Origin of the sequence: Anaerotruncus massiliensis (ex Togo et al. 2026), assembly GCF_030825285.1 — a bacterium.
GTDB classification, from domain to species: domain Bacteria; phylum Bacillota; class Clostridia; order Oscillospirales; family Ruminococcaceae; genus Anaerotruncus; species Anaerotruncus massiliensis.
In genome coordinates, this window is sequence record NZ_JAPJQF010000020.1 from 1 (window position 1) to 18,250 (window position 18,250).

Annotated in this window: 15 protein-coding genes and 1 pseudogene; 9 read left to right on the forward strand and 7 right to left on the reverse strand. The window is 64.8% G+C overall.

Features of this window, described 5'->3' with window-relative positions; all coding sequences use genetic code 11:
- Positions 1 to 415: 415 nt before the first annotated feature.
- The gene (trmB, locus tag RCI06_RS07810) at positions 416 to 1,117 is read right to left on the reverse strand and encodes a tRNA (guanosine(46)-N7)-methyltransferase TrmB (RefSeq protein WP_306575439.1); all 702 of its coding nucleotides are present in this window, start codon (positions 1,115 to 1,117) and stop codon (positions 416 to 418) included.
- Positions 1,114 to 2,100: a tRNA dihydrouridine synthase DusB gene (gene dusB, locus RCI06_RS07815; RefSeq protein ID WP_306575442.1), complete on the reverse strand. Its 987-nt coding sequence runs from the start codon at positions 2,098 to 2,100 to the stop codon at positions 1,114 to 1,116. The genes trmB and dusB overlap by 4 nt, the downstream gene beginning before the upstream one ends.
- Positions 2,101 to 2,220: 120 nt before the next feature.
- Between dusB and RCI06_RS07820 the strand changes: the two genes are divergently transcribed.
- The 6 genes from RCI06_RS07820 (at position 2,221) to RCI06_RS07845 (ending at position 9,182) form a co-directional block, all read left to right on the forward strand.
- Positions 2,221 to 2,682 carry a GNAT family N-acetyltransferase gene (locus RCI06_RS07820; RefSeq protein WP_101548224.1) on the forward strand — a complete coding sequence of 154 codons (462 nt, stop codon included), beginning with the start codon at positions 2,221 to 2,223 and terminating at the stop codon, positions 2,680 to 2,682.
- Between the two features lie 234 nt (positions 2,683 to 2,916).
- Positions 2,917 to 5,517, forward strand: a complete 2,601-nt coding sequence (polA, locus tag RCI06_RS07825; protein ID WP_306575445.1) for a DNA polymerase I — start codon at positions 2,917 to 2,919, stop codon at positions 5,515 to 5,517.
- Positions 5,518 to 5,584: 67 nt separating this feature from the next.
- A complete protein-coding gene (rimI, locus tag RCI06_RS07830; RefSeq protein ID WP_101548231.1) occupies positions 5,585 to 6,034 on the forward strand; it encodes a ribosomal protein S18-alanine N-acetyltransferase in 450 nt (149 codons plus the stop codon).
- Positions 6,031 to 7,056, forward strand: a complete 1,026-nt coding sequence (gene tsaD / locus RCI06_RS07835) for a tRNA (adenosine(37)-N6)-threonylcarbamoyltransferase complex transferase subunit TsaD (RefSeq protein ID WP_306575448.1) — start codon at positions 6,031 to 6,033, stop codon at positions 7,054 to 7,056. The genes rimI and tsaD overlap by 4 nt, the downstream gene beginning before the upstream one ends.
- 218 nt (positions 7,057 to 7,274) lie before the next feature.
- Positions 7,275 to 9,044 (forward strand): phosphoenolpyruvate carboxykinase (GTP), encoded by a 1,770-nt coding sequence (locus RCI06_RS07840; protein WP_121587223.1) that lies wholly within the window; start codon positions 7,275 to 7,277, stop codon positions 9,042 to 9,044.
- Between the two features lie 12 nt (positions 9,045 to 9,056).
- Complete coding sequence (locus tag RCI06_RS07845; protein ID WP_256152454.1) at positions 9,057 to 9,182, forward strand: hypothetical protein; 126 nt, start codon at positions 9,057 to 9,059, stop codon at positions 9,180 to 9,182.
- A 127-nt stretch (positions 9,183 to 9,309) separates the two neighbouring features.
- Here the strand turns inward: RCI06_RS07845 and RCI06_RS07850 are convergent, their stop codons facing one another.
- Positions 9,310 to 9,903 carry a hypothetical protein gene (locus tag RCI06_RS07850; RefSeq protein WP_306575449.1) on the reverse strand — a complete coding sequence of 198 codons (594 nt, stop codon included), beginning with the start codon at positions 9,901 to 9,903 and terminating at the stop codon, positions 9,310 to 9,312.
- A 111-nt stretch (positions 9,904 to 10,014) separates the two neighbouring features.
- The gene (locus RCI06_RS07855; RefSeq protein WP_306575451.1) at positions 10,015 to 11,991 is read right to left on the reverse strand and encodes a LacI family DNA-binding transcriptional regulator; all 1,977 of its coding nucleotides are present in this window, start codon (positions 11,989 to 11,991) and stop codon (positions 10,015 to 10,017) included.
- Positions 11,992 to 12,498: 507 nt separating this feature from the next.
- On the opposite strand from RCI06_RS07855, the gene RCI06_RS07860 reads away from it, so the two are divergent.
- The 3 genes from RCI06_RS07860 to RCI06_RS07870 are packed head-to-tail and all read left to right on the forward strand — an operon-like array spanning position 12,499 to position 15,710.
- A complete protein-coding gene (locus tag RCI06_RS07860) occupies positions 12,499 to 13,782 on the forward strand; it encodes a cytosine permease (RefSeq protein ID WP_172439112.1) in 1,284 nt (427 codons plus the stop codon).
- Positions 13,783 to 13,794: 12 nt separating this feature from the next.
- Positions 13,795 to 15,078, forward strand: a complete 1,284-nt coding sequence (gene codA / locus RCI06_RS07865; protein WP_306575452.1) for a cytosine deaminase — start codon at positions 13,795 to 13,797, stop codon at positions 15,076 to 15,078.
- 47 nt (positions 15,079 to 15,125) lie between these two features.
- On the forward strand, positions 15,126 to 15,710 hold the full coding sequence (locus tag RCI06_RS07870; RefSeq protein ID WP_101548246.1) for a CD3072 family TudS-related putative desulfidase: 585 nt from the start codon (positions 15,126 to 15,128) through the stop codon (positions 15,708 to 15,710).
- Between the two features lie 144 nt (positions 15,711 to 15,854).
- Here RCI06_RS07870 and RCI06_RS14365 read toward each other — a convergent pair.
- The 3 genes and pseudogenes from RCI06_RS14365 to fabD all read right to left on the reverse strand — a co-directional run.
- A pseudogene (locus RCI06_RS14365) lies at positions 15,855 to 16,292 on the reverse strand (shikimate kinase); the annotation flags it as partial.
- On the reverse strand, positions 16,289 to 17,131 hold the full coding sequence (gene aroE / locus RCI06_RS07875) for a shikimate dehydrogenase (protein WP_101548250.1): 843 nt from the start codon (positions 17,129 to 17,131) through the stop codon (positions 16,289 to 16,291). The gene aroE and the pseudogene RCI06_RS14365, both read right to left, overlap by 4 nt.
- A 33-nt stretch (positions 17,132 to 17,164) precedes the next feature.
- Entirely contained in the window at positions 17,165 to 18,082 is a 918-nt protein-coding gene (gene fabD, locus RCI06_RS07880; RefSeq protein WP_101548252.1) for an ACP S-malonyltransferase, read from the reverse strand.
- Positions 18,083 to 18,250: the final 168 nt, after the last annotated feature.

Here is an 18,250-nt window from a genome sequence, read left to right on the forward strand (position 1 = left end):
CTTATAGAGAATCCGGCCCGCAGGGCCGGGTCCGCGAAGCGGACTCAAGCCGGGGTCGCGGGGCGGAGCGCCCGCGAGCGGCCGTCGCGCGTAGCGCGCTCCGGGCGCAGCCCGGGCAGGCCGCCCAAGCCCCCTGCGGCTTCTTTCCCCCATTTCTTGTCCGTATAAGAAATGGGGCCGCCCGCCGGGGCGGGACCCGGCAAACTATACCGCTCACTGAGCGGTGAACCTAAGGTCCGCCGTCGGTCGACTACCGACAGGCCCTCCGCCCCCGGGGCGGAATATCTAAAACGGCCGTCGGTCGACTACCGACAAACTCCGCCGATCACTGAGCGGATAATCTAAACCCGCCGTCGGCCGACCACCGACAAGCTCCGCCGCTCACGAGCGGCAAAGAAAAACCCGCCGGTGACGATCACTCGTCATCGGCGGGTTTGCGCTCCGCGGAAGAAAGATCCGGAACCAGAGCACAATCGGGATTCCTCCGCGCTCGGATGGAATAGATCGGCTGGCCGAGATTGGAAAAATACCGCTCGTATTCGGTCATGATGTTGCCCTCCGCGTATTCACTGCGGTGCAGGTCGGTGGTGGAAAAATACCGCTCCATGCAGGCGTCGAATTCAAAGGTGGAAAAATGGTAGAGCATATAGTTGTCCGTCTTGAACCACACCTCGCCCCCGTCGGCGAGTAGGGCGTTGTAGACGGCGAGACGGCCCCGGTAGGTGAGGCGGCGCTTAAACTGCCGGTGCTTGTGCCAGGGATCACAGAAGTTGATATAGATGCGCCCGACCTCGCCGGGCAGGAAGATTTCCGGCAAATGGTCGGCGTCGTCGAGAATGAAGCGCAGGTTGGGCAGCCGGGCCTCCATGGCGCGCTCGGTGGCGATGACGGCGACGTTAGCCTCCTTCTCCATCGCGACGAAGTTGATTTCGGGATGCAGGGAGGCAAGCGCGCAGATAAACGCGCCCTTGCCGCAGCCGAGTTCCAGGTACAGCGGCGCGCCGGGGTTGGGAAACTCCTCGCGGATGCGGCCCTTCTTTTCCTCCGGGCTTTGGATGACGACCGGCGCGCAGGCCGCGAGCCGGGGGGCGAGATTCGGTTTTTTTCTCGGTCTCATGGCATTTCCTCCCTGATGTCCGGATTGGTGGCGAGTACGTCGGAAGCCAGCCGCACCGCGTCCTCGTAGGTGCAGAGCTCGCCCGAACGCTTGCGGAAGGCGGCCGCGCCGCGCATCCCCTTCATATACCAGGCGGCGTGCTTGCGCGCCTCGCGCATCCCCTGGCGCTCCCCCTTGTTTTCGCAGATGAGCCTCAGATGGCGGAGCATGACCTCCATGCGTTCCGCGAGCGGCGGCGCGGGCAAAACGCTGCCGTCGTCAAAATAGCGGTCGACCTGCCGGAAAAGCCAGGGACTCCCGAGCGCTCCGCGGCCGATCATGACAAGGTCACATCTTGTATAATCATACATGTGCAATACGGATTGTATATCAACGCAGTCCCCATTTCCGATCACGGGGATCGAAACGGCGGCCTTTACCGCGGCGATGACGTCCAGATCGACGGGCGGGGAATAGAACTGCTGGCGGGTGCGGCCGTGCACGGTGAGCGCGGCCGCGCCGCTCTCCTCCATGATGCGCGCAAATTCCACCGCGTTGACATGCTCGTCGTCCCAGCCCTTGCGGAACTTGACGGTGACCGGCAGGGGAACCGCCTTGACGACCGCCTCGGCGATCCTGCCCGCGAGGGCGGGATTTTTCATGAGCGCGCTGCCGCCCCCGTTGCCCGCGATCTTGGGCGCGGGACAGCCCATATTGATGTCAATCACGTCGGGACGGTAATCGAGCGCCTTTTTTGCCGCCTCCGCCAGGATGTCCGGCTCGTCCCCGAAGAGCTGCACCGCGACCGGCCGTTCGGCATCCTGTACGCCGAGCAGCTTGGCGGTCTTCTTATCGGAGTAGTGCATCCCCTTGGCGCTCGCCATCTCGCCGACCATATAGGCCGCGCCGAACTCCTTGCAGATCTGGCGGAAGGCGCTGTCCGCCACGCCCGCCATCGGCGCGAGTGCCGCCGTCCGTTTGATTTCGATGTCCCCGATCTTCATGGGAGCCTCCCCGTGCAAAACTTTTTCAAATTCCACATGATATCTTAACAGAAATTTGACTGTCAGGCAATGTTTTATGCTATAATATCCAGTATGTAAGCGGGAAGGGAAGAGACGCATATGGAGATTCGGACCGCCGTGGAGGCGGATATTCCGCGAATCGTGGAGATTTACAAGCAGCTCTTCGCGCTTTCGGCGCGGATGCAGCCGGAACGCTTTCGCGATACCCCGCAGGACGAGACGTTTTTGCGGGAGGTTGTCGCAGCCGGGGATCAGGAGCTTTTTGTGGCGGACGACGCGGGGGAGGTCTGCGGGTTCGCGCTGGCGCAGGACCTTGCGACGCCGCCCTACGACTGTGTCATCCCCTACCGCTACGCCTACCTGATGGACCTCTGCGTCGACGAGCGGCACCGAAACGGCGGCGTCGGCGCGCTGCTGATGGAGAGCGTCAAATCGTGGGCGCGCGGCCGCGGGCTCCGGTATGTCGAGCTCTGCGCGCTGGCCCAGAACGAGGGCGCCGTCCGCTTTTACCGCAGGAACGGGTTCGCCGAGGCGCGGCGGATTATGCAGTTCGACCTCTAGCGCGGCTGGGCGGAAAACCGGGCGGCGGAGCCGCCCGCGCGCGCTTCGCGCGCGGACGCGCCTGCGGCGCGTCGTTTTCCGCCGCCCTGTTTTGCGGGGCGCACTGTCCGGCGGCGGGGAGACTGCCCCGCCTCACGTCTCGCGCCCGCGGTGATGGGACGGGGCCGGCCTGATAAAAGTTTTCGGGGTCCGGGGGACTTTTTCAAAAGCCCCCCGGAGAAAGGATTGTTGCTTATGAAGCTGCTTGCGATCGACGGCAACAGCATTTTAAACCGCGCCTACTATGGCATCAAGGCGCTGACGACCAAGAACGGAGAGTTTACCAACGGCATCTACGGGTTCCTGAGCATCCTGCTCAAGGTGCTCGACGAGGTGCAGCCGGAGGCGGTGGCGTGCGCGTTCGATCTGCACGGACCGACCTTCCGGCATGAGATGTACGACGGCTACAAGGCTCAGCGCAAGGGGATGCCCGACGAGCTGGCCTCCCAGATGGAGCCGCTCAAGGAGCTGCTGGACGCGCTCGGTTTCACGATCGTCACCTGCCAGGGCTACGAGGCGGACGATATCCTCGGCACGCTCGCGAAGGCGTGCTCCGACGGCGGGAACGACTGCGTCATCGCGACCGGCGACCGGGACAGCCTCCAGCTTGTGGGGGGGCATGTGTCGGTGCGGCTGGCGACGACCAAGATGGGCCAGCCCGCCTCCACCCTCTACGACCGCGCGGCGGTGATGGAGAAATACGGCGTCGAGCCGCCCCAGCTCATCGACGTGAAGGCGCTGATGGGAGACGCCTCGGACAACATCCCGGGCGTGGCGGGCATCGGCGAAAAGACGGCGCTGGCGCTCGTCTCTCAGTTCCACGACCTCGACGCGGTCTACGAGCACCTCGACGACCCGTCCGTCAAGCCGGGCGTGCGCAAAAAGCTCGCGGAGGGCCGCGAGATGGCCTACACCAGCCGCAAGCTGGGGGAGATCTGCTGCGACGCGCCGATCGACGCGGAGCCGGGGCATTACCTCCGGGGGCCGGTCGATCAGAAAAAGGCGGCCGCTCTCTTCGCGCGGCTGGAGATGTTCAAAATGATGGAACGCTGGGGCGTCGACCCGCAGGCCGCCGCCGGGGAGGGCGGCGACGTGCCGCCTGCGGCGGCGTGCGAGCCGTCCAGGCCGCTTACCGTCTCGGCGGGCCCTGCGGACTTTGCCGGGCGCGTGGCCGCGGCGGGCGGGGCGGATGTGATCGCCGGCCTGGACGGCAGCGGCGACATTGTCGCCGTCGCCGCCGTTCTTCCGGACGCGCTGCTGCTCGCGGGCAAGGACGCGGCGGCGGAGCTGCTCCGTTCGGACGCGCCGCTGCGGGTGTGGAGCAGCAAGCCGTTCCACCGAATTGCGTATAAAGAAAACCAATATATACAGAATGTAAAGTTCGACGCCGAGCTGGCAGCCTACCTGCTCAGCCCGACGAGCGCCGTCTACGACCCGCTGCAACTGGCGGCCCAGTACGGCATCGCGCCGCGCGAGCTGGCGGGCGAGGTGCCGGAGGATTTTGCAGCGCTGGCGGGGCAGGCGGCGGTACTGGACGAGTTGTGCGGCCGGCTGGCGGCGGAGATCGCGGAGAAGGGGCAGGAGAAGCTGCTCTTCGAGATCGAGATGCCGCTCGCGCGGGTGCTGGCGGGTATGGAGTGTGAAGGCTTCTCCCTTGACGCCGACGCCCTGCGGGAGTACGGCGGTGAGCTCGACGACCGGCTGGAGGAGCTGCACGCGGGCATCGTGGAGTACGCGGGGTACGACTTCAACCTCAATTCGCCCAAGCAGCTGGGGGACGTCCTCTTCGTGAAGCTCGGCCTGCCCGCCAAAAAGAGGACCAAGACGGGCTATTCCACCAACGTGGACGTGCTCGAGGCGCTGCGGCCCCACCACCCGATCATCAACCTGATCCTCGAATACCGCAAGCTCTCCAAGCTCAAGTCCACCTATGTGGACGGGCTCCTCAAGGTGGTCGGGCCCGACGGGCGGGTGCGCTCCACCTTTCAGCAGACCGAGACGCGCACCGGCCGGATCAGCTCGACCGAGCCGAACCTCCAGAACATCCCGGTGCGCACCGAGGAGGGCAGCAAGCTGCGCCGGTTCTTCCGCGCGCGGGAGGGCTGGAAGCTGGTCGACGCCGACTATTCGCAGATCGAGCTGCGGGTGCTGGCCGACCTCGCGGACGATGAAAACATGATCGCCGCCTTCCAGAGCGGCGAGGACATCCACACGACCACCGCCGCGCAGGTGTTCGGCCTGCCGGAGGAGATGGTCACGCCGGTCATGCGCTCGCGCGCCAAGGCGGTCAACTTCGGGATCGTCTACGGCATCGGGGCGTTTTCCCTCTCGCAGGATATCGGCGTCTCGATCGCCGAGGCGGACAGCTACATCAAGAATTACCTGGAGCACTACGCGGGCGTCCGGAAGTATATGGAGGACACCATCAAATTCGCGCGGGAAAACGGCTATGTGAGAACTCTCTTCGGCCGCCGCCGCTATCTGCCCGAGCTGGCCGCGTCCAACAAGGTGACGCAGGCATTCGGGGAGCGGGTCGCGCGCAACACCCCCATCCAGGGGACGGCCGCCGACATCATCAAGATCGCCATGGTGCGGGTGTTTGAACGCCTGCGCCGGGAGGGGCTGCGCGCCCGTCTCATTTTGCAGGTGCACGACGAGCTGCTCGTCGAGGCGCCCGCGGAGGAGGTCCCGGCCGCGACCGCGATCCTCAAGGAGGAAATGGAACATGCCATTACGCTCAAGGTCCCCCTCGTGGCCGACGCCAACGTCGGGGACAACTGGCTCGAAGCCAAATAGACCGCGCCGCCTCCGGCTGATTTCCCGCCTCTCGGGAACGCCCCAGTACCTCGTCCGCTTTGGGCGGATGACCGGGGCGGACGTGGCGGGGGTGGCCGAAATCGAGGCGGAGTGCTTCTCCCAGCCGTGGAGCGGGCGCACCCTCGCGGGGGAACTGGAAAACCCCTGCGCGGTCTTCTTCGTCGCCCGCAGCGGAAGCCGGGTGGTCGGCTACGCCGGGATGCACCGGGTGCTGGACGAGGGATACATCGCGAACGTGGCGGTCACGGCGGAATTCCGCCGCCGGGGGATCGCCACCGCGCTCATGCGGCGGATGTTCCTCTACGCCCGCCGGGAAAAGCTCGGCTTTCTGACCCTCGAGGTGCGGGAGGGGAACCGCGCGGCCATCGCCTTCTATGAGAAGCTCGGCTTCGGCGCGGTGGGCCGCCGCCGCAATTTTTACGCCAACCCGGCGGAGGACGCCATCCTGATGACGGCGTTTTTGACGCGGGGGGCGCGGGAGGAAACAGCGACATGAAAATTTTAGCGATCGAAAGCTCCTGCGACGAGACGGCCGCCGCCGTGGTGGAGGACGGGCGCAGGGTCCTTTCTTCGGTCATCAACTCGCAGGTGGCGGAGCACCGCGTCTACGGCGGCGTGGTGCCGGAGATCGCCTCCCGCCGCCACTGCGAGAACATCGTGCCGGTGGTACAGGGCGCGCTCGACGAGGCGGGCGTCCCGCTCGAGGGGATCGACGCCGTCGCGGTGACCGCCGCGCCGGGGCTCATCGGCGCGCTGCTCGTGGGGGTCAACTACGCCAAGGGGCTCGCCCTCGCGGCGGGAAAGCCCCTCGTGCCCGTCCACCACATCCGCGGGCACATCGCCGCCAACTACCTGGCCCATCCCGAGCTGGAGCCGCCCTTCCTCTGCCTCGTGGTGTCGGGCGGGCACACCCACATCGTCGAGGTGCGCTCCTACACCGAATTCCGCGTCGTCGGCCGCACGCGGGACGACGCGGCGGGGGAGGCGTTCGACAAGTCCGCCCGCGCGATGGGGTTCCCCTACCCGGGCGGCGTCTACATCGACGAGGCCGCCGGGCGCGGCGACCCGGGCAGATATAAGCTCCCCAAGCCCCGCGTCGAGGGCGCGCCCTACGACTTCAGCTTTTCGGGGCTCAAGACGGCGGTCATCAACCTGCTGCACAACGCCGGGCAGAAGGGGGAGGAGGTCGACGCCGATTCGCTGGCCGCGAGCTTCCAGAGGACGGTCTGCGAGGTGCTGACCAGCCACCTCGAGGCCGCGGCGAAGGAGCTCGGATACCGCGTCGTCGCGGCGGCGGGCGGGGTTTCCGCCAACAGCGGCCTGCGCGCCGCGCTCGGGGAGATGTGCCGGAAAAACGGCTTTGCGCTTTACGTGCCGCCCCTCTCCCTCTGCGGGGACAACGCCGCGATGATCGGCGCGCAGGGCTACTATGAATTCCTTGCAAATCCGCCCGCGGCGCTCTCCCTCAACGCCGCCCCGTCCATGGATATCGCGGCGGCGTTTTCGGCGCGGGACTGACAAAATGCAGGAGGGAACTTTGCCCTCCTGCAAAACTTTGACGAAAAATTAACACAAATTCCAGAAAACCCATTGCAATTTCAAAAGGTTCGGTCTATAATGATAAACGTGGGAGATTTCGATTTTCTAGGGAAACTCCACAGAAAACCGACCAAATTCCCCCGCATTCCGGCATGGTTTTTATAAATTATTCCAAATACACCGAGAGGAGAACAATCATGACAAACAACAAGAATGTCCTCAACTGGATTGAGGAGATGAAGGCGCTTGTAAAACCCGACAAGGTTGTTTGGATCGACGGCAGCGAGGCCCAGCTCAAAGAGCTGCGCGACCAGGCTCTCGCGACCGGCGAGATGGAGGCTCTCAACCCCGAGAAGCTCCCGGGCTGCCTGCTCCATCGCACCGCCATCAACGACGTCGCGCGCGTCGAGGGCAGGACCTTTATCTGCTCCCGCAGGAAGGAGGACGCCGGCCCGACCAACAACTGGGAGGACCCGCAGGTCATGTACGCCAAGCTGCGCACCCTCTTCGACGGTGCGATGCAGGGCCGCACCATGTATATCCTCCCCTACTGCATGGGCCCGATCGGCTCCCCCTTCTCCAAGGTGGGCGTTGAGCTGACCGACTCGATCTACGTCGTGCTCAACATGGACATCATGACCCGCATGGGCCAGCAGGCGTTCGACCAGCTCGGCGACACCTCCAACGACTTCGTCCGCGGCCTGCACTCCAAGGCCAAGATGGAGGAGGAGAACCGCTACATCGTCCAGTTCCCCGAGGACAACACCATCTGGTCGGTCAACTCGGGCTACGGCGGCAATGTCCTGCTCGGCAAGAAGTGCTTCGCCCTGCGCATCGCCTCCTACCAGGCGAAGAACGAGGGCTGGATGGCCGAGCACATGCTCATCCTCGGCCTGGAGAACCCCAAGGGCGAGATCAAATACGTCTGCGCGGCGTTCCCCTCCGCGTGCGGCAAGACCAACCTGGCCATGCTCATCCCGCCGAAGAAATTCCAGGATGCCGGCTACAAGGTCTGGACGGTCGGCGACGACATCGCCTGGCTGCGCGTCGGCCCGGACGGGCGCCTCTGGGCGATCAACCCGGAGAACGGCTTCTTCGGCGTCGCCCCCGGCACCAACATGAAGTCCAACCCCAACGCGCTGATCTCCACCCAGAAGAACACGATCTTCACCAACGTGGTCCACAACCTCGACGACAACACCGTCTGGTGGGAGGGCCTCGACAAGAACCCGCCCAAGAACGCGCTCAACTGGAAGGGCGAGAAGTGGGACTGCACCGACGGCTCCAAGGGCGCGCATCCCAACTCCCGGTTCACCGCTCCGGCGGTCAACTGCCCCTGCATCTCCTCCGAGTTCAATAACCCCAACGGCGTGCCCATCTCCGCGATCATCTTCGGCGGCCGCCGCGCCAAGACCGCTCCGCTGGTCTACCAGGCGAGGGATTGGAAGCACGGCGTCTTCGTCGGCTCCACCATGGCCTCCGAGACGACTGCCGCCGCCGCCGGCGCCGTGGGCGTCGTCCGCCGCGACCCGATGGCGATGCTGCCCTTCTGCGGCTACAACATGGGCGACTACTGGGCGCACTGGCTCGAAATGGGCGAGAAGCTCGGCGACAAGGCCCCCAAGATCTTCAACGTCAACTGGTTCCGCACCGACGACGAAGGCCACTTCATCTGGCCGGGCTTCGGCGACAACATGCGCGTGCTGAACTGGATCATCGACCGCTGCGAGGGCAGGGCCGAGGCGGTGGAGACCCCGATCGGCTACGAGCCGAAGCCGGAGGATATCGACGTGGAGGGTCTCGGCGACGTCACCACCGACACCGTCAAGGACCTGCTGACCGTCGACAAGGCCCTCTGGAAAGAGGAGGTCAAGGGCATCAAGGAGTTCTATGCGAAGTTTGGCGACAAGCTGCCGAAGGAACTCGAAAGCCAGCTCTCGACCCTCGAAGCCAACCTCGACAAGTAAGGTGCCGTTATGATGAAAGAACTGCGGCTCTTCAACCCCTGGCGCGGGATCGCGGCCACGGCCCTCGTGGGCGCGGCCGCGGCGATCGCCGTGACGTTCGGCGTCATGGCGGCGCTCATCCTCCGCGACAAAAGATAGCTCTTTCAACGATGTCAAAAGGCCCCGGACGCAAAGCGTCCGGGGCCTTTTTGCGTCCCTCCGCGGGGGATGACGCAAAGAGCGCCGGGCGCATTCGCGCCCGGCGCTCTTCAGATGCTTGTGGAAGTCAGGCGCCCACGGGGATGCGGGTGAACTGGGAGCCCGGATGCAGCGAGGTATAGGTCTCCACGAACTGGTTGACCGCCGCAAGAATGGCCTTCTGGGCCTCCTGGCTCGCCTTGACCGACTTATCGTAGCTGGCCTTGGAGGGGGAGCGGGTCATCGCGGTGAAGCTGTCGTAGTAGGCGGCGGTCTTTTCCGCGGCCGCGGCGAAGAGCTTGTGGGCCTCCTGGTACTCGGCGGGGGCGGCGGCCGAAGCCAGCTCGGAGAGCAGGTCCCGGCTCGCGGCGATCTCGTCGCCGATTTTGCCGAAGGTGCGCTTGTCGCGGTAGTCGTAGCCCTTGAGCGCGCCGCCGAGGGCGGCGCTCAACTCGGTGGCCATGTTCACATAGCCGAGCTCGTATTCTGCGGCGGTCAGCGCGACGGTAGGCGCCGCGGCGGTCGGGACCAGCTCCTCGGGGATGACCGGGGTCTCGTCCTCCACTTCCACGGCGGCGGGCGCCGCCTCCTCGATGGGCTTGAGCAGGCGCTCGGCGAAGACCGGGCAGGAGAGGGAAAGCAGCATTGCAAACGCGATTACCGCGCTAATCCATTTTTTCACAGTCAGCACTCCTTTTGTCACAATTTTCCACACTTATTGTACCATTTGTGACCAGAATGTCAATGAACTGTGAAGAAATTTATAGGGAACCGGCGGAAATTTGAAGACCGCTCAGCGGGCGAGCAGCTCGGAGATTTCGCGGGGGAGACGGCGCTTGACCAGCTCCAGCCAGGATTTCTCGAGGTTTTTGGCGGTGACGACCGCCGGCACGGTGACGATGTGGGGCAGGGGCTGCTTGCCGAGCAGGCTGCACGCGCAGGCCAGCGCGGCGGCGCGTCCGGTCTCATAGGAGCGGGGGCAGCTGACCGCGGTGATGTTTTTTTCGGCCGCGAGCAGCTTGGCCACGCCGTAGTCGAGCCCCGCGGCGACGACAGCGACATCCGGGCGCGAAAGCTCGCGCAGCGCGGCGGCCGCGTCGGCGGCGAGCCGTTCGTCGCTCGCGTAGAGGCCGTCGATTTCGGGGTGGGCCTCCAGCAGGCCGCGGATGAGGGGGGCGTTCCCGCAGGGGCTGTAGAAGTCCCGCCGCGCCACCGTCTCGAGCTGGGGGAACTCCTCGGCGATGATGCCGGTGGCGGAGAGGTCGCGCTGCCGGGTACAGAAGGACTGCGCGCTGCCGTAGAGGAAGCCGAGGCAGCTCCCGCCCCGGCGGAGCACCTCGGCGGCGAGGAGCTTGCCCGCGGCGCGGCCGTTTTCCGACTCGTTGGCCGCGACGCAGGTGTCGTAGGAGAAGGGCGGCATCGAGGCGGGCACATCCCCCGCGAAGACCAGCCGGATGCCGCTCCGGCAGAGCTTGCGGTAGCGGTCGAGCTCCCGCCCCTCCAGCACGGGCAGGCAGACGATCGCGTCGGGGTGCATGGCGGCGAGGCTGTCCAGCTGGATCTTCTGGAGCTGCGCGTCCTGCTGGGCGTTGACGGTGCCGAGCACCCCGATGCCGAGCGCGGCGAAGCCGTCCCGCATCCCCTGCGCGAGCAGGCGGGAGGAGAGGGAGCGCTCGTCGTTGATCGAGATGCAGACCGAATAGCCGCGGTGCTGCACCTCCTCGATCTCCGCGTCGGTGAGCTCCAGCAGCTCGGCCCGCCCGGCCTGCGCGCCCGACGGGCCGCGCGCCAGCGTGCGGGTCGATTCCCCGAGGATGAAGTCGGCGGAGATCAGCCGGTGCCGCCGCTCGTTCCCGCCGAGGATGAGCTCGCGGATGCCGGCCACCAGCTCGCGCACCTTCATATCCACCCGCGTGATGTTGGGGAAAAAGACCTTTGCGATGTACATGTCGCCGATCGTGATGAGGGAGAGGTCCTGCGGGAACTGCAGGTCGTTGAGGCGGATGTAGTCCATGATGTGCATGGTGGCGCCCGTCTCGGCGGTGATGACCGCGGTGATTCCCGGATGCGCCTGGAAGCAGGCGCCCAGCTGGCGGACGAGCTCGTCCCGGCTGTAGGTGTCGTCGATCGTCCAGAAGTGGCCGTCGTCGAAGGCGAGCCCGTACTGGCGGCAGGTCTCATGCGCGGCGGAGAGGACCGACTGGTTGATGAAGGAGCTGCTCTGGCAGGCGAGGAAAGCGATGTCGGCGTGCCCCCGGTTAAGCAGGTGGCGGAGGGCGAGCCCCACGGCGTGGGGATAGTCGAAGTTGATGTAGTAGCAGTTTTCCCGCTCGGTGGGGATGTGGTTGATGAAGATCGTCTGCACCGGCGGCGGGGCGCCGCCGTCGTCCCGGATCTCAACCGAGTAGTGCACGATGGCGGTGTCGAGGTGGTAGAGGCGGACATACTCGAGGAAATCCTTCCACGCCAGGCGCTGCTCGGTGACGATCGCGACGATCCGCACCCGCTTGTCGAGCAGCTCGGCGGCCAGGCAGTCGGCGAGATCGGAGGCGTAGCTGCCCCGGATGCTGCTTAAAAAGATGCCGGCCACGCGCATCCCGCAGAGCTTCTGCCGGTGGGAGACCCGCAGCGGGGTGTAGCCGAGCTCTCCGACGGCGCGCATCACCCGGTCGGCAAGCTCGGGGCGCACATAGCGGGTCTTGTTGATCACATGGGAAACGGTAGTGGCGGACACGCCGCACCGCCGCGCCACGTCCTGGATCGTTATCATCTGCATCCCCCCTTTCCATGATAAACCGGCGGCGGGGCCCCGTCAATTTGAAAGGGGGCCGCGGTGAAAAATCGGAGCTTTCCAGTAAAGGGCAGGGGGGCGCTTTGTTCACAATGACCATCCGGCGGGTAAGAAATGGAACAAATGAAGTTAAATGCGCAAATAAAGATGTTTCGTTGTGATTCTACGAATCGGTCTCCGGTCTAAAACGCCGGATTTCGGCCGCCGGGCGGAAAAGCGGCCGAATAAAAAGTGCAATTTCCGATTCCGAATTGTGGTTTTTTCATATCCGTCAGGGCCGGATTGGGGGTATGGAAAATTAAATGCGCAAATAAAATGGGGATTTGAACGAAAAAACCATAAAAATCATGGAATATATTGGGAGTATTATACAAGCGTGATTTGACAGGCAAAATTCCTGCTGATACGATGGGTTCAAATGCGGGGGATCGGCAAAAAAAGAGACAGATTTGGCGATTCACCACAGAACGAATAAGGAGGGTTCCTATGAAACTGGAACGGGAAGGCATCCAAATCATCCCCGAATCGGAACAGAAAACCGGACTTTGGGACATGGCGTTCGTCTGGTTCTGCGCCAACGTGGCGGTTCCGCGCCTGCTGATGGGCGGCTCAATGGCCGGGCTCGGCTTCGCGCGCGCGGCCGCCATGCTGCTGTGGGGCAACGTGCTCGTCATCCTTCCGCTGCTCGCGCTCGGCGTCATCGGCTACAAGGTGCGCATCCCGACCATGGCGGCCGCCCGCATGACCTTCGGCATCAAGGGCTCCTACGTCCCCGCCATCGCCAACGCGGTTCAGCTGATCGGCTGGGGCGCGTCTGTCACCGTCGTCTGTGGCAGCTCGATCGACGCGGTGGTCTCCGCCATGACCGGCTACAGCAACATCACGCTCTGGATCATCCTGACCGGCATCGTGCAGCTGCTCATCACCGCCTACGGCTTCCGTTCGATCACCTGGCTTCAGCGGGTGTCGGTGCCGCTGCTGGCGCTGCTGTCGATCTACGCGGCCTACCTCATGATCAAAAACTACGGCTGGAGCAACCTCACCGCCTTCCGCCCCGAGAGCCCGATGCCCATCATGCTCGGCATCGACGTGCTCGCGGCCAACGCGTTCGCATGGGGGCCGATGGTGTGCGACTACACCCGCTACGCGAAAAACAAGTCCTCCTCCAGCGTGGGCACGCTGATCGGGTCCCTCGCGGGCGCGGCGGGCTTCATGTTCGTCGGCATGATCTCCTCAATCGTGACCGGCGACCCCAACCCCTCCTCGATGCTCGTGTCGCTCGGCCTGGGCGTCCCCGCCCTGCTCATCATCATCCTTTCGAGCGTCACCACCAACGTCATGAACCTCTATTCCTCCGCGATCTCCTTCGTCAACGTCTTCCCCAAGATCGAGCCGTGGAAGATCATCGTGGGCGGCGGCGTCGCGATCACCGGCGTGGCGGTCATCCCCAACCTGATCGGCCACTTCATCCAGTTCCTTACGATCGTCGGCTCGATCTTCGTGCCGCTGATCGCCATCCTGCTCGTCGACTACTTCCTGCTCAAAAAGCAGCAGGTCGACGCGGAACAGCTGTTGGTGGACAACGCCTCCTCCAGCTACTGGTATAAAAACGGCTTCAACGTCCGCGCGATCGTGATCTGGCTTGTCGGCGTGGCGATCTTCAACATCCTGCCCCACGTCGCCCCGACCATCGGCGCCACGGTCCCGACCTTCCTGCTGATCGCCGTCGTCTACTTTGCGGTCGAAAAGCTTTCGCCGCGCAAGGCGTAAGGAGGAGAGAAGATGCGGGAAGAACTGTTCGTCAAAAACGCTCGTCTGCGCGCCAGGGACGCGCTGCATGACATCCACATCCGCGAGGGGAAATTTTACCGCGTCGCGCCCGCCGCCGTGCTGGCCGCGCCCGAGGACGCGCGGGTGATCGATGCGGGCGGAAGGCTCGTGATTCCGCCCCTCTGCGACCCCCACCAGCATCTCGACGCCACGCTGAGCGTGGGAAATCCCCGCTACAACATGAGCGGGACCCTGCTGGAGGGCATTCAGATCTGGGGGGAGCGCAAGCGGACGCTCACCAAGGAGATTATCAAGGAAAACGCGATTAAGGCGATCAAATGGGAGGTTGCCAACGGTGTGCTGCGCATGCGCACCCACGCCGACGCGACCGACCGCAGCCTGCTCACCGTGGAGGCGCTCGCCGAGGTGCGCGAGGAGATGAAGGACCTCGTGGACCTGCAGATCGTCGCCTTCCCACAGGACTGCGTCTTCACCTTCGAGGGCGGGACCGACCTGATGGACCGCGCGATGCGGATGGGCTGCGACGTGGTCGGCGGCCTGCCCTACATCGAGTTCTCGCGGGAGGACGGGGTCGCGGACGTCAAGTTCGCCTTCGACCTCGCGGAGAAGTACGGGGCGCTCGTGGACATCCACTGCGACGAGAACACCGACGACCAGTCGCGGTTCGTCGAGGTGGTGGCGCGCGAGGCGATCGTGCGCGGCATGGAAGGCCGCGCGACCGCCAGCCACACGACCGCCATGCACAACTACAACAACGATTACGCCTTCAAGCTGATGGGGGTTTTGCAGCGGGCGAGCCTCAACATCATCACCAACCCCTATCCCAACTCGGTGCTCCAGAACCGGACCGACGGCTACCCCCGCAGGAGGGGCTGCACGCGGGTGGACGAGCTGCTCGCGGCGGGGGTCAACGTCTGCATCGGGCACGACGACCTGATGGACCCCTGGTACCCGATGGGCAAGGGCTCGATGCTCGGCGCGGCCAACCTGCTGATGCACACCGCGCAGCTCAGCGGCTACGACCAGATCGGCCAGCTGCTGGACATGATCACCGTCAATTCCGCCCGCACGATGTGCCTGGAGGATTACGGCATTGAGGAGGGCAACTCCGCCGATTTCGTGGTGCTCGACGCGGACACCCCCTTCGACGCGGTCCGCCTCACCTGCGAATGCCTCTATGTGGTTCGCCGCGGAAAGATCGTCTGCGAGACGGAGCCCGCGCGCCGCGAGCTCCGGTTCGGCGGGCGGACCGAAACCATCGATTTCAAGCTCTGACCGCCGGATACGGCGGAGAACCATAACATCTGGAAAGAAGGGTCCGTATGTCACTGCAAAGGGAGGATTCCCGGAGTAAAAAGATCATCTTCGTATCGAGCTGCCTGCTCAACACCAACAACAAGGTGCGCGACCTCGCGCGGTACGGCGGGTTCAGCCTCGACGTGGTCAAGATCCTGCACAAATACGACCTCGGCATGCAGCAGATGGACTGCCCCGAGACGCTCTACCTCGGCATCCAGCGCTGGCAGCACACCAAGAACCTCTACGACAACGTCGGCTTCCGCCGCTTCTGCCGCCAGATCGCCGTGCGCAACGTCGACTACATGGAGAGCTACGTACAGATGGGCTACCAGACGGTGGCGGTGCTCTCCTGCAACGGCTCCCCGACCTGCGGCGTCACGCTGACCAGCCACAATGACGACTGGGGCGGCCCGCCCAAGGACCTCGACTACGGCGACGCGCTCGTCGAGGGCACCGGCGTCTTCATCGAGGAACTGCAGAAGGAGATCATGGAGCGGGGCATCCTGATGCCGCCCTTCTACGGCCTCAACCTCGACGAACCCGCGAAGCCCTTTGAAAAAATCCTTTCCGAGTTCGAGCAGTTCATCGCCGACCTCATGGAAGCCTGAACCGGCGAACCGATCCTCAACGAAAGAAGCGCCCGGCGCGTATGCGCCGGGCGCGTGTTTTTTTTTTAATAAGAGGGCCCGCCCCCCCGCCCCGCCGATGCGCGCCACCCCCGCCCCGACCCCGTCGGGCCCGGCCGCCGCGTCCGCGACGGCGTTCGCGGCGGCGAGGTAGGCGGGCCGGCGGGCGTCGAAGAGCGCCCGCAGCTCCCCCGGGGAGCTGCGCCGCACGATCGGCCGGTCGCTGCCGCTGATGCGCGCCAGACAGACGTCAAACGGCGCGTCGAGGAAGACGACGAGGTCGCGCGGGGAGAGGGCGGAAACGTTGCGCGGGACTGCCAGCGCGCCGCCTCCCGTCGAGACGACGCAGTCCGCGCGTCCCGCGAGGGCCCTGACCGCCTCGTGCTCGAGGTCGCGGAAACGCGCCTCGCCGTATTCGGCGAAGATGGCGGGGATCGCCATGCCCGCCTCCGCCTCGATTTCGGCGTCGAGGTCGGCGTACTCCATCCCGAGCCGCCGGGCGAGCAGGGTGCCCACGGTTGTCTTGCCGCAGCCCATGAAGCCGCAGAGGATGATGTTGTTCATGGCGTTTGCTCCTTCAGCAGCAGGTACGCGGCCATCTCCTCGACGATCCTTCCCACGGCGCGGTCGGAAAACCGGGTGCCGTGCCAGATCTCGTGGGCGATCGCCGCCTGCCAGACAAGCATCTCCATGCCGCCGACCGCCTTGACGCCGCGTTCGCGCGCATGGCGCAGGAGCAGCGTCTCGGAGGGGTTGTAGACGCAGTCGAAGACGGTGTCCACCCCGTCGAGGAGGGCGGGCGGCACCGGGCAGGCGTCCGTGTTCGGGTACATGCCCACGGGGGTGCCGTTGATGAGCAGCGAAAAGCGGCCGTCGAGGGCGTCGATGCCGCGCACCGAAAGCTCCGCCCCAAGCTTTTCCCGCGCCTCGCGCAGGAGCTCGGAGGCCTTTTCGCGCCCGCTCTCCCGCACGGCCACGGTCACCCGCGCGCCCTGCCGCGCGCACTCGAGGGCGAACATCCGTCCCACCCCGCCCGCGCCGAGCACGCAGATGTCGCCCGCGATGGCGACGCCGTGCGCGCCCAGGGCGCGCAGAAAGCCGCCACAGTCGGTGTTGTCACCGACCAGGCGGCCGTCCGCATTATGCACGGCGTTGACCGCGCCGAAGAGGCGCGCGGCATCGCCGAGGGAGTCGAGCAGGGGGATGACGGCGCGCTTGTGGGGGATCGTCACGTTGAAGGCGGCGAGCTCCCGCAGGGTATCCGCCCGGGACGCGAGCTCCTCGGGAGGAATATCGAGAAGCGCGTAGTCCGCGTCGAGGCCCTCCAGCGCGAAGAGGCGCCGGTGGATCTCGGGGGAGAGCGAATGTCCGAGCGGGTGTCCGATCAAAGCATACCGTTTCATAGGGCCCGGGCTCCTTATATCAATTGTCGGGAATTACAGGGTTTCGCGCAGCTTTTCGACCGCGCTGGGCTTCTCGATGTTGCAGGCGCTGACCTGCTTGAAGCCGCGCTTGATGAGGGAGGTGAGCACCTTGTTGGGGCCGAGCTCGATGAACATGTCGACGCCGTCGGCCACCATGTCGGAGACCTCCTCGTGGAAGTGCACGGGGGAGACGAGGTGCTGGATGAGGTACTGGCGCAGGTCGGCGTCCGGATGGATCTGCCGGCCGGTGATGTTGGAATAGAAGGGGATCGCCAGCGGGTGGAAGGCGACGTCCGCGATCGCCTCGGAGAACTCTTGCGCGGCGGAGGCCATCAGCTTGGAGTGGAAGGCGCTGGACACCGCCAACTTCTTGGCCTTGTAGCCCATCTCGGCAAGCGCGTTGGCGGCGGCCTCGGCGGCGGCGTTTTCACCCGCGATGACCGTCTGGGTGGCGTTGTTGTAGTTGACGGGCAGGACGTAGCCAGGGGTCTCCTTGCAGACGCGGGCGATCGTCCGCTCGTCGCTGCCGAGGATCGCGTACATGCTGCCGGGGTTCTTGTCGGCGGCGCGCTGCATCGCGATTCCGCGCGCCGCGATCATCCGGAAGCCGTCCTCGAGCGAGAAGGCGCCCGCCGCGGTCAGCGCGGCGTATTCGCCCAGCGAGTGGCCCGCCACGGCGGAGGGCTCGCACATCTGGGAGACGACCGAATAGGCGGCCATCGAAACGGCAAAAATAGCGGGTTGGGAAATCTTCGTCTGCGCGAGGGTTTCGGCGTCGCCTTCGAAGGTGACCTTCGCCAGGTCGAACCCGAGCACGTCGCTGCCGCACTCATAGACGTTGCGGACCGACTCAAAGCTGTCGTACAGCTCCTTGCCCATGCCCGGGTACTGGGAGCCCTGGCCGCTGAATACAAAAGCTAACTTCGACATCAATAACCCCTCATTCCTATAAAAGTTGACCGTGTTCGGGCAAAAAAAGAAAATATTCACAAATTAATAGTTGACAAATTGGCCCGGTTGACGGTATGATAACAATCGAAATATAACAACTGTTACATTTTTGCCCATTATAGCACAAAGAAATTCATGATGCAATAG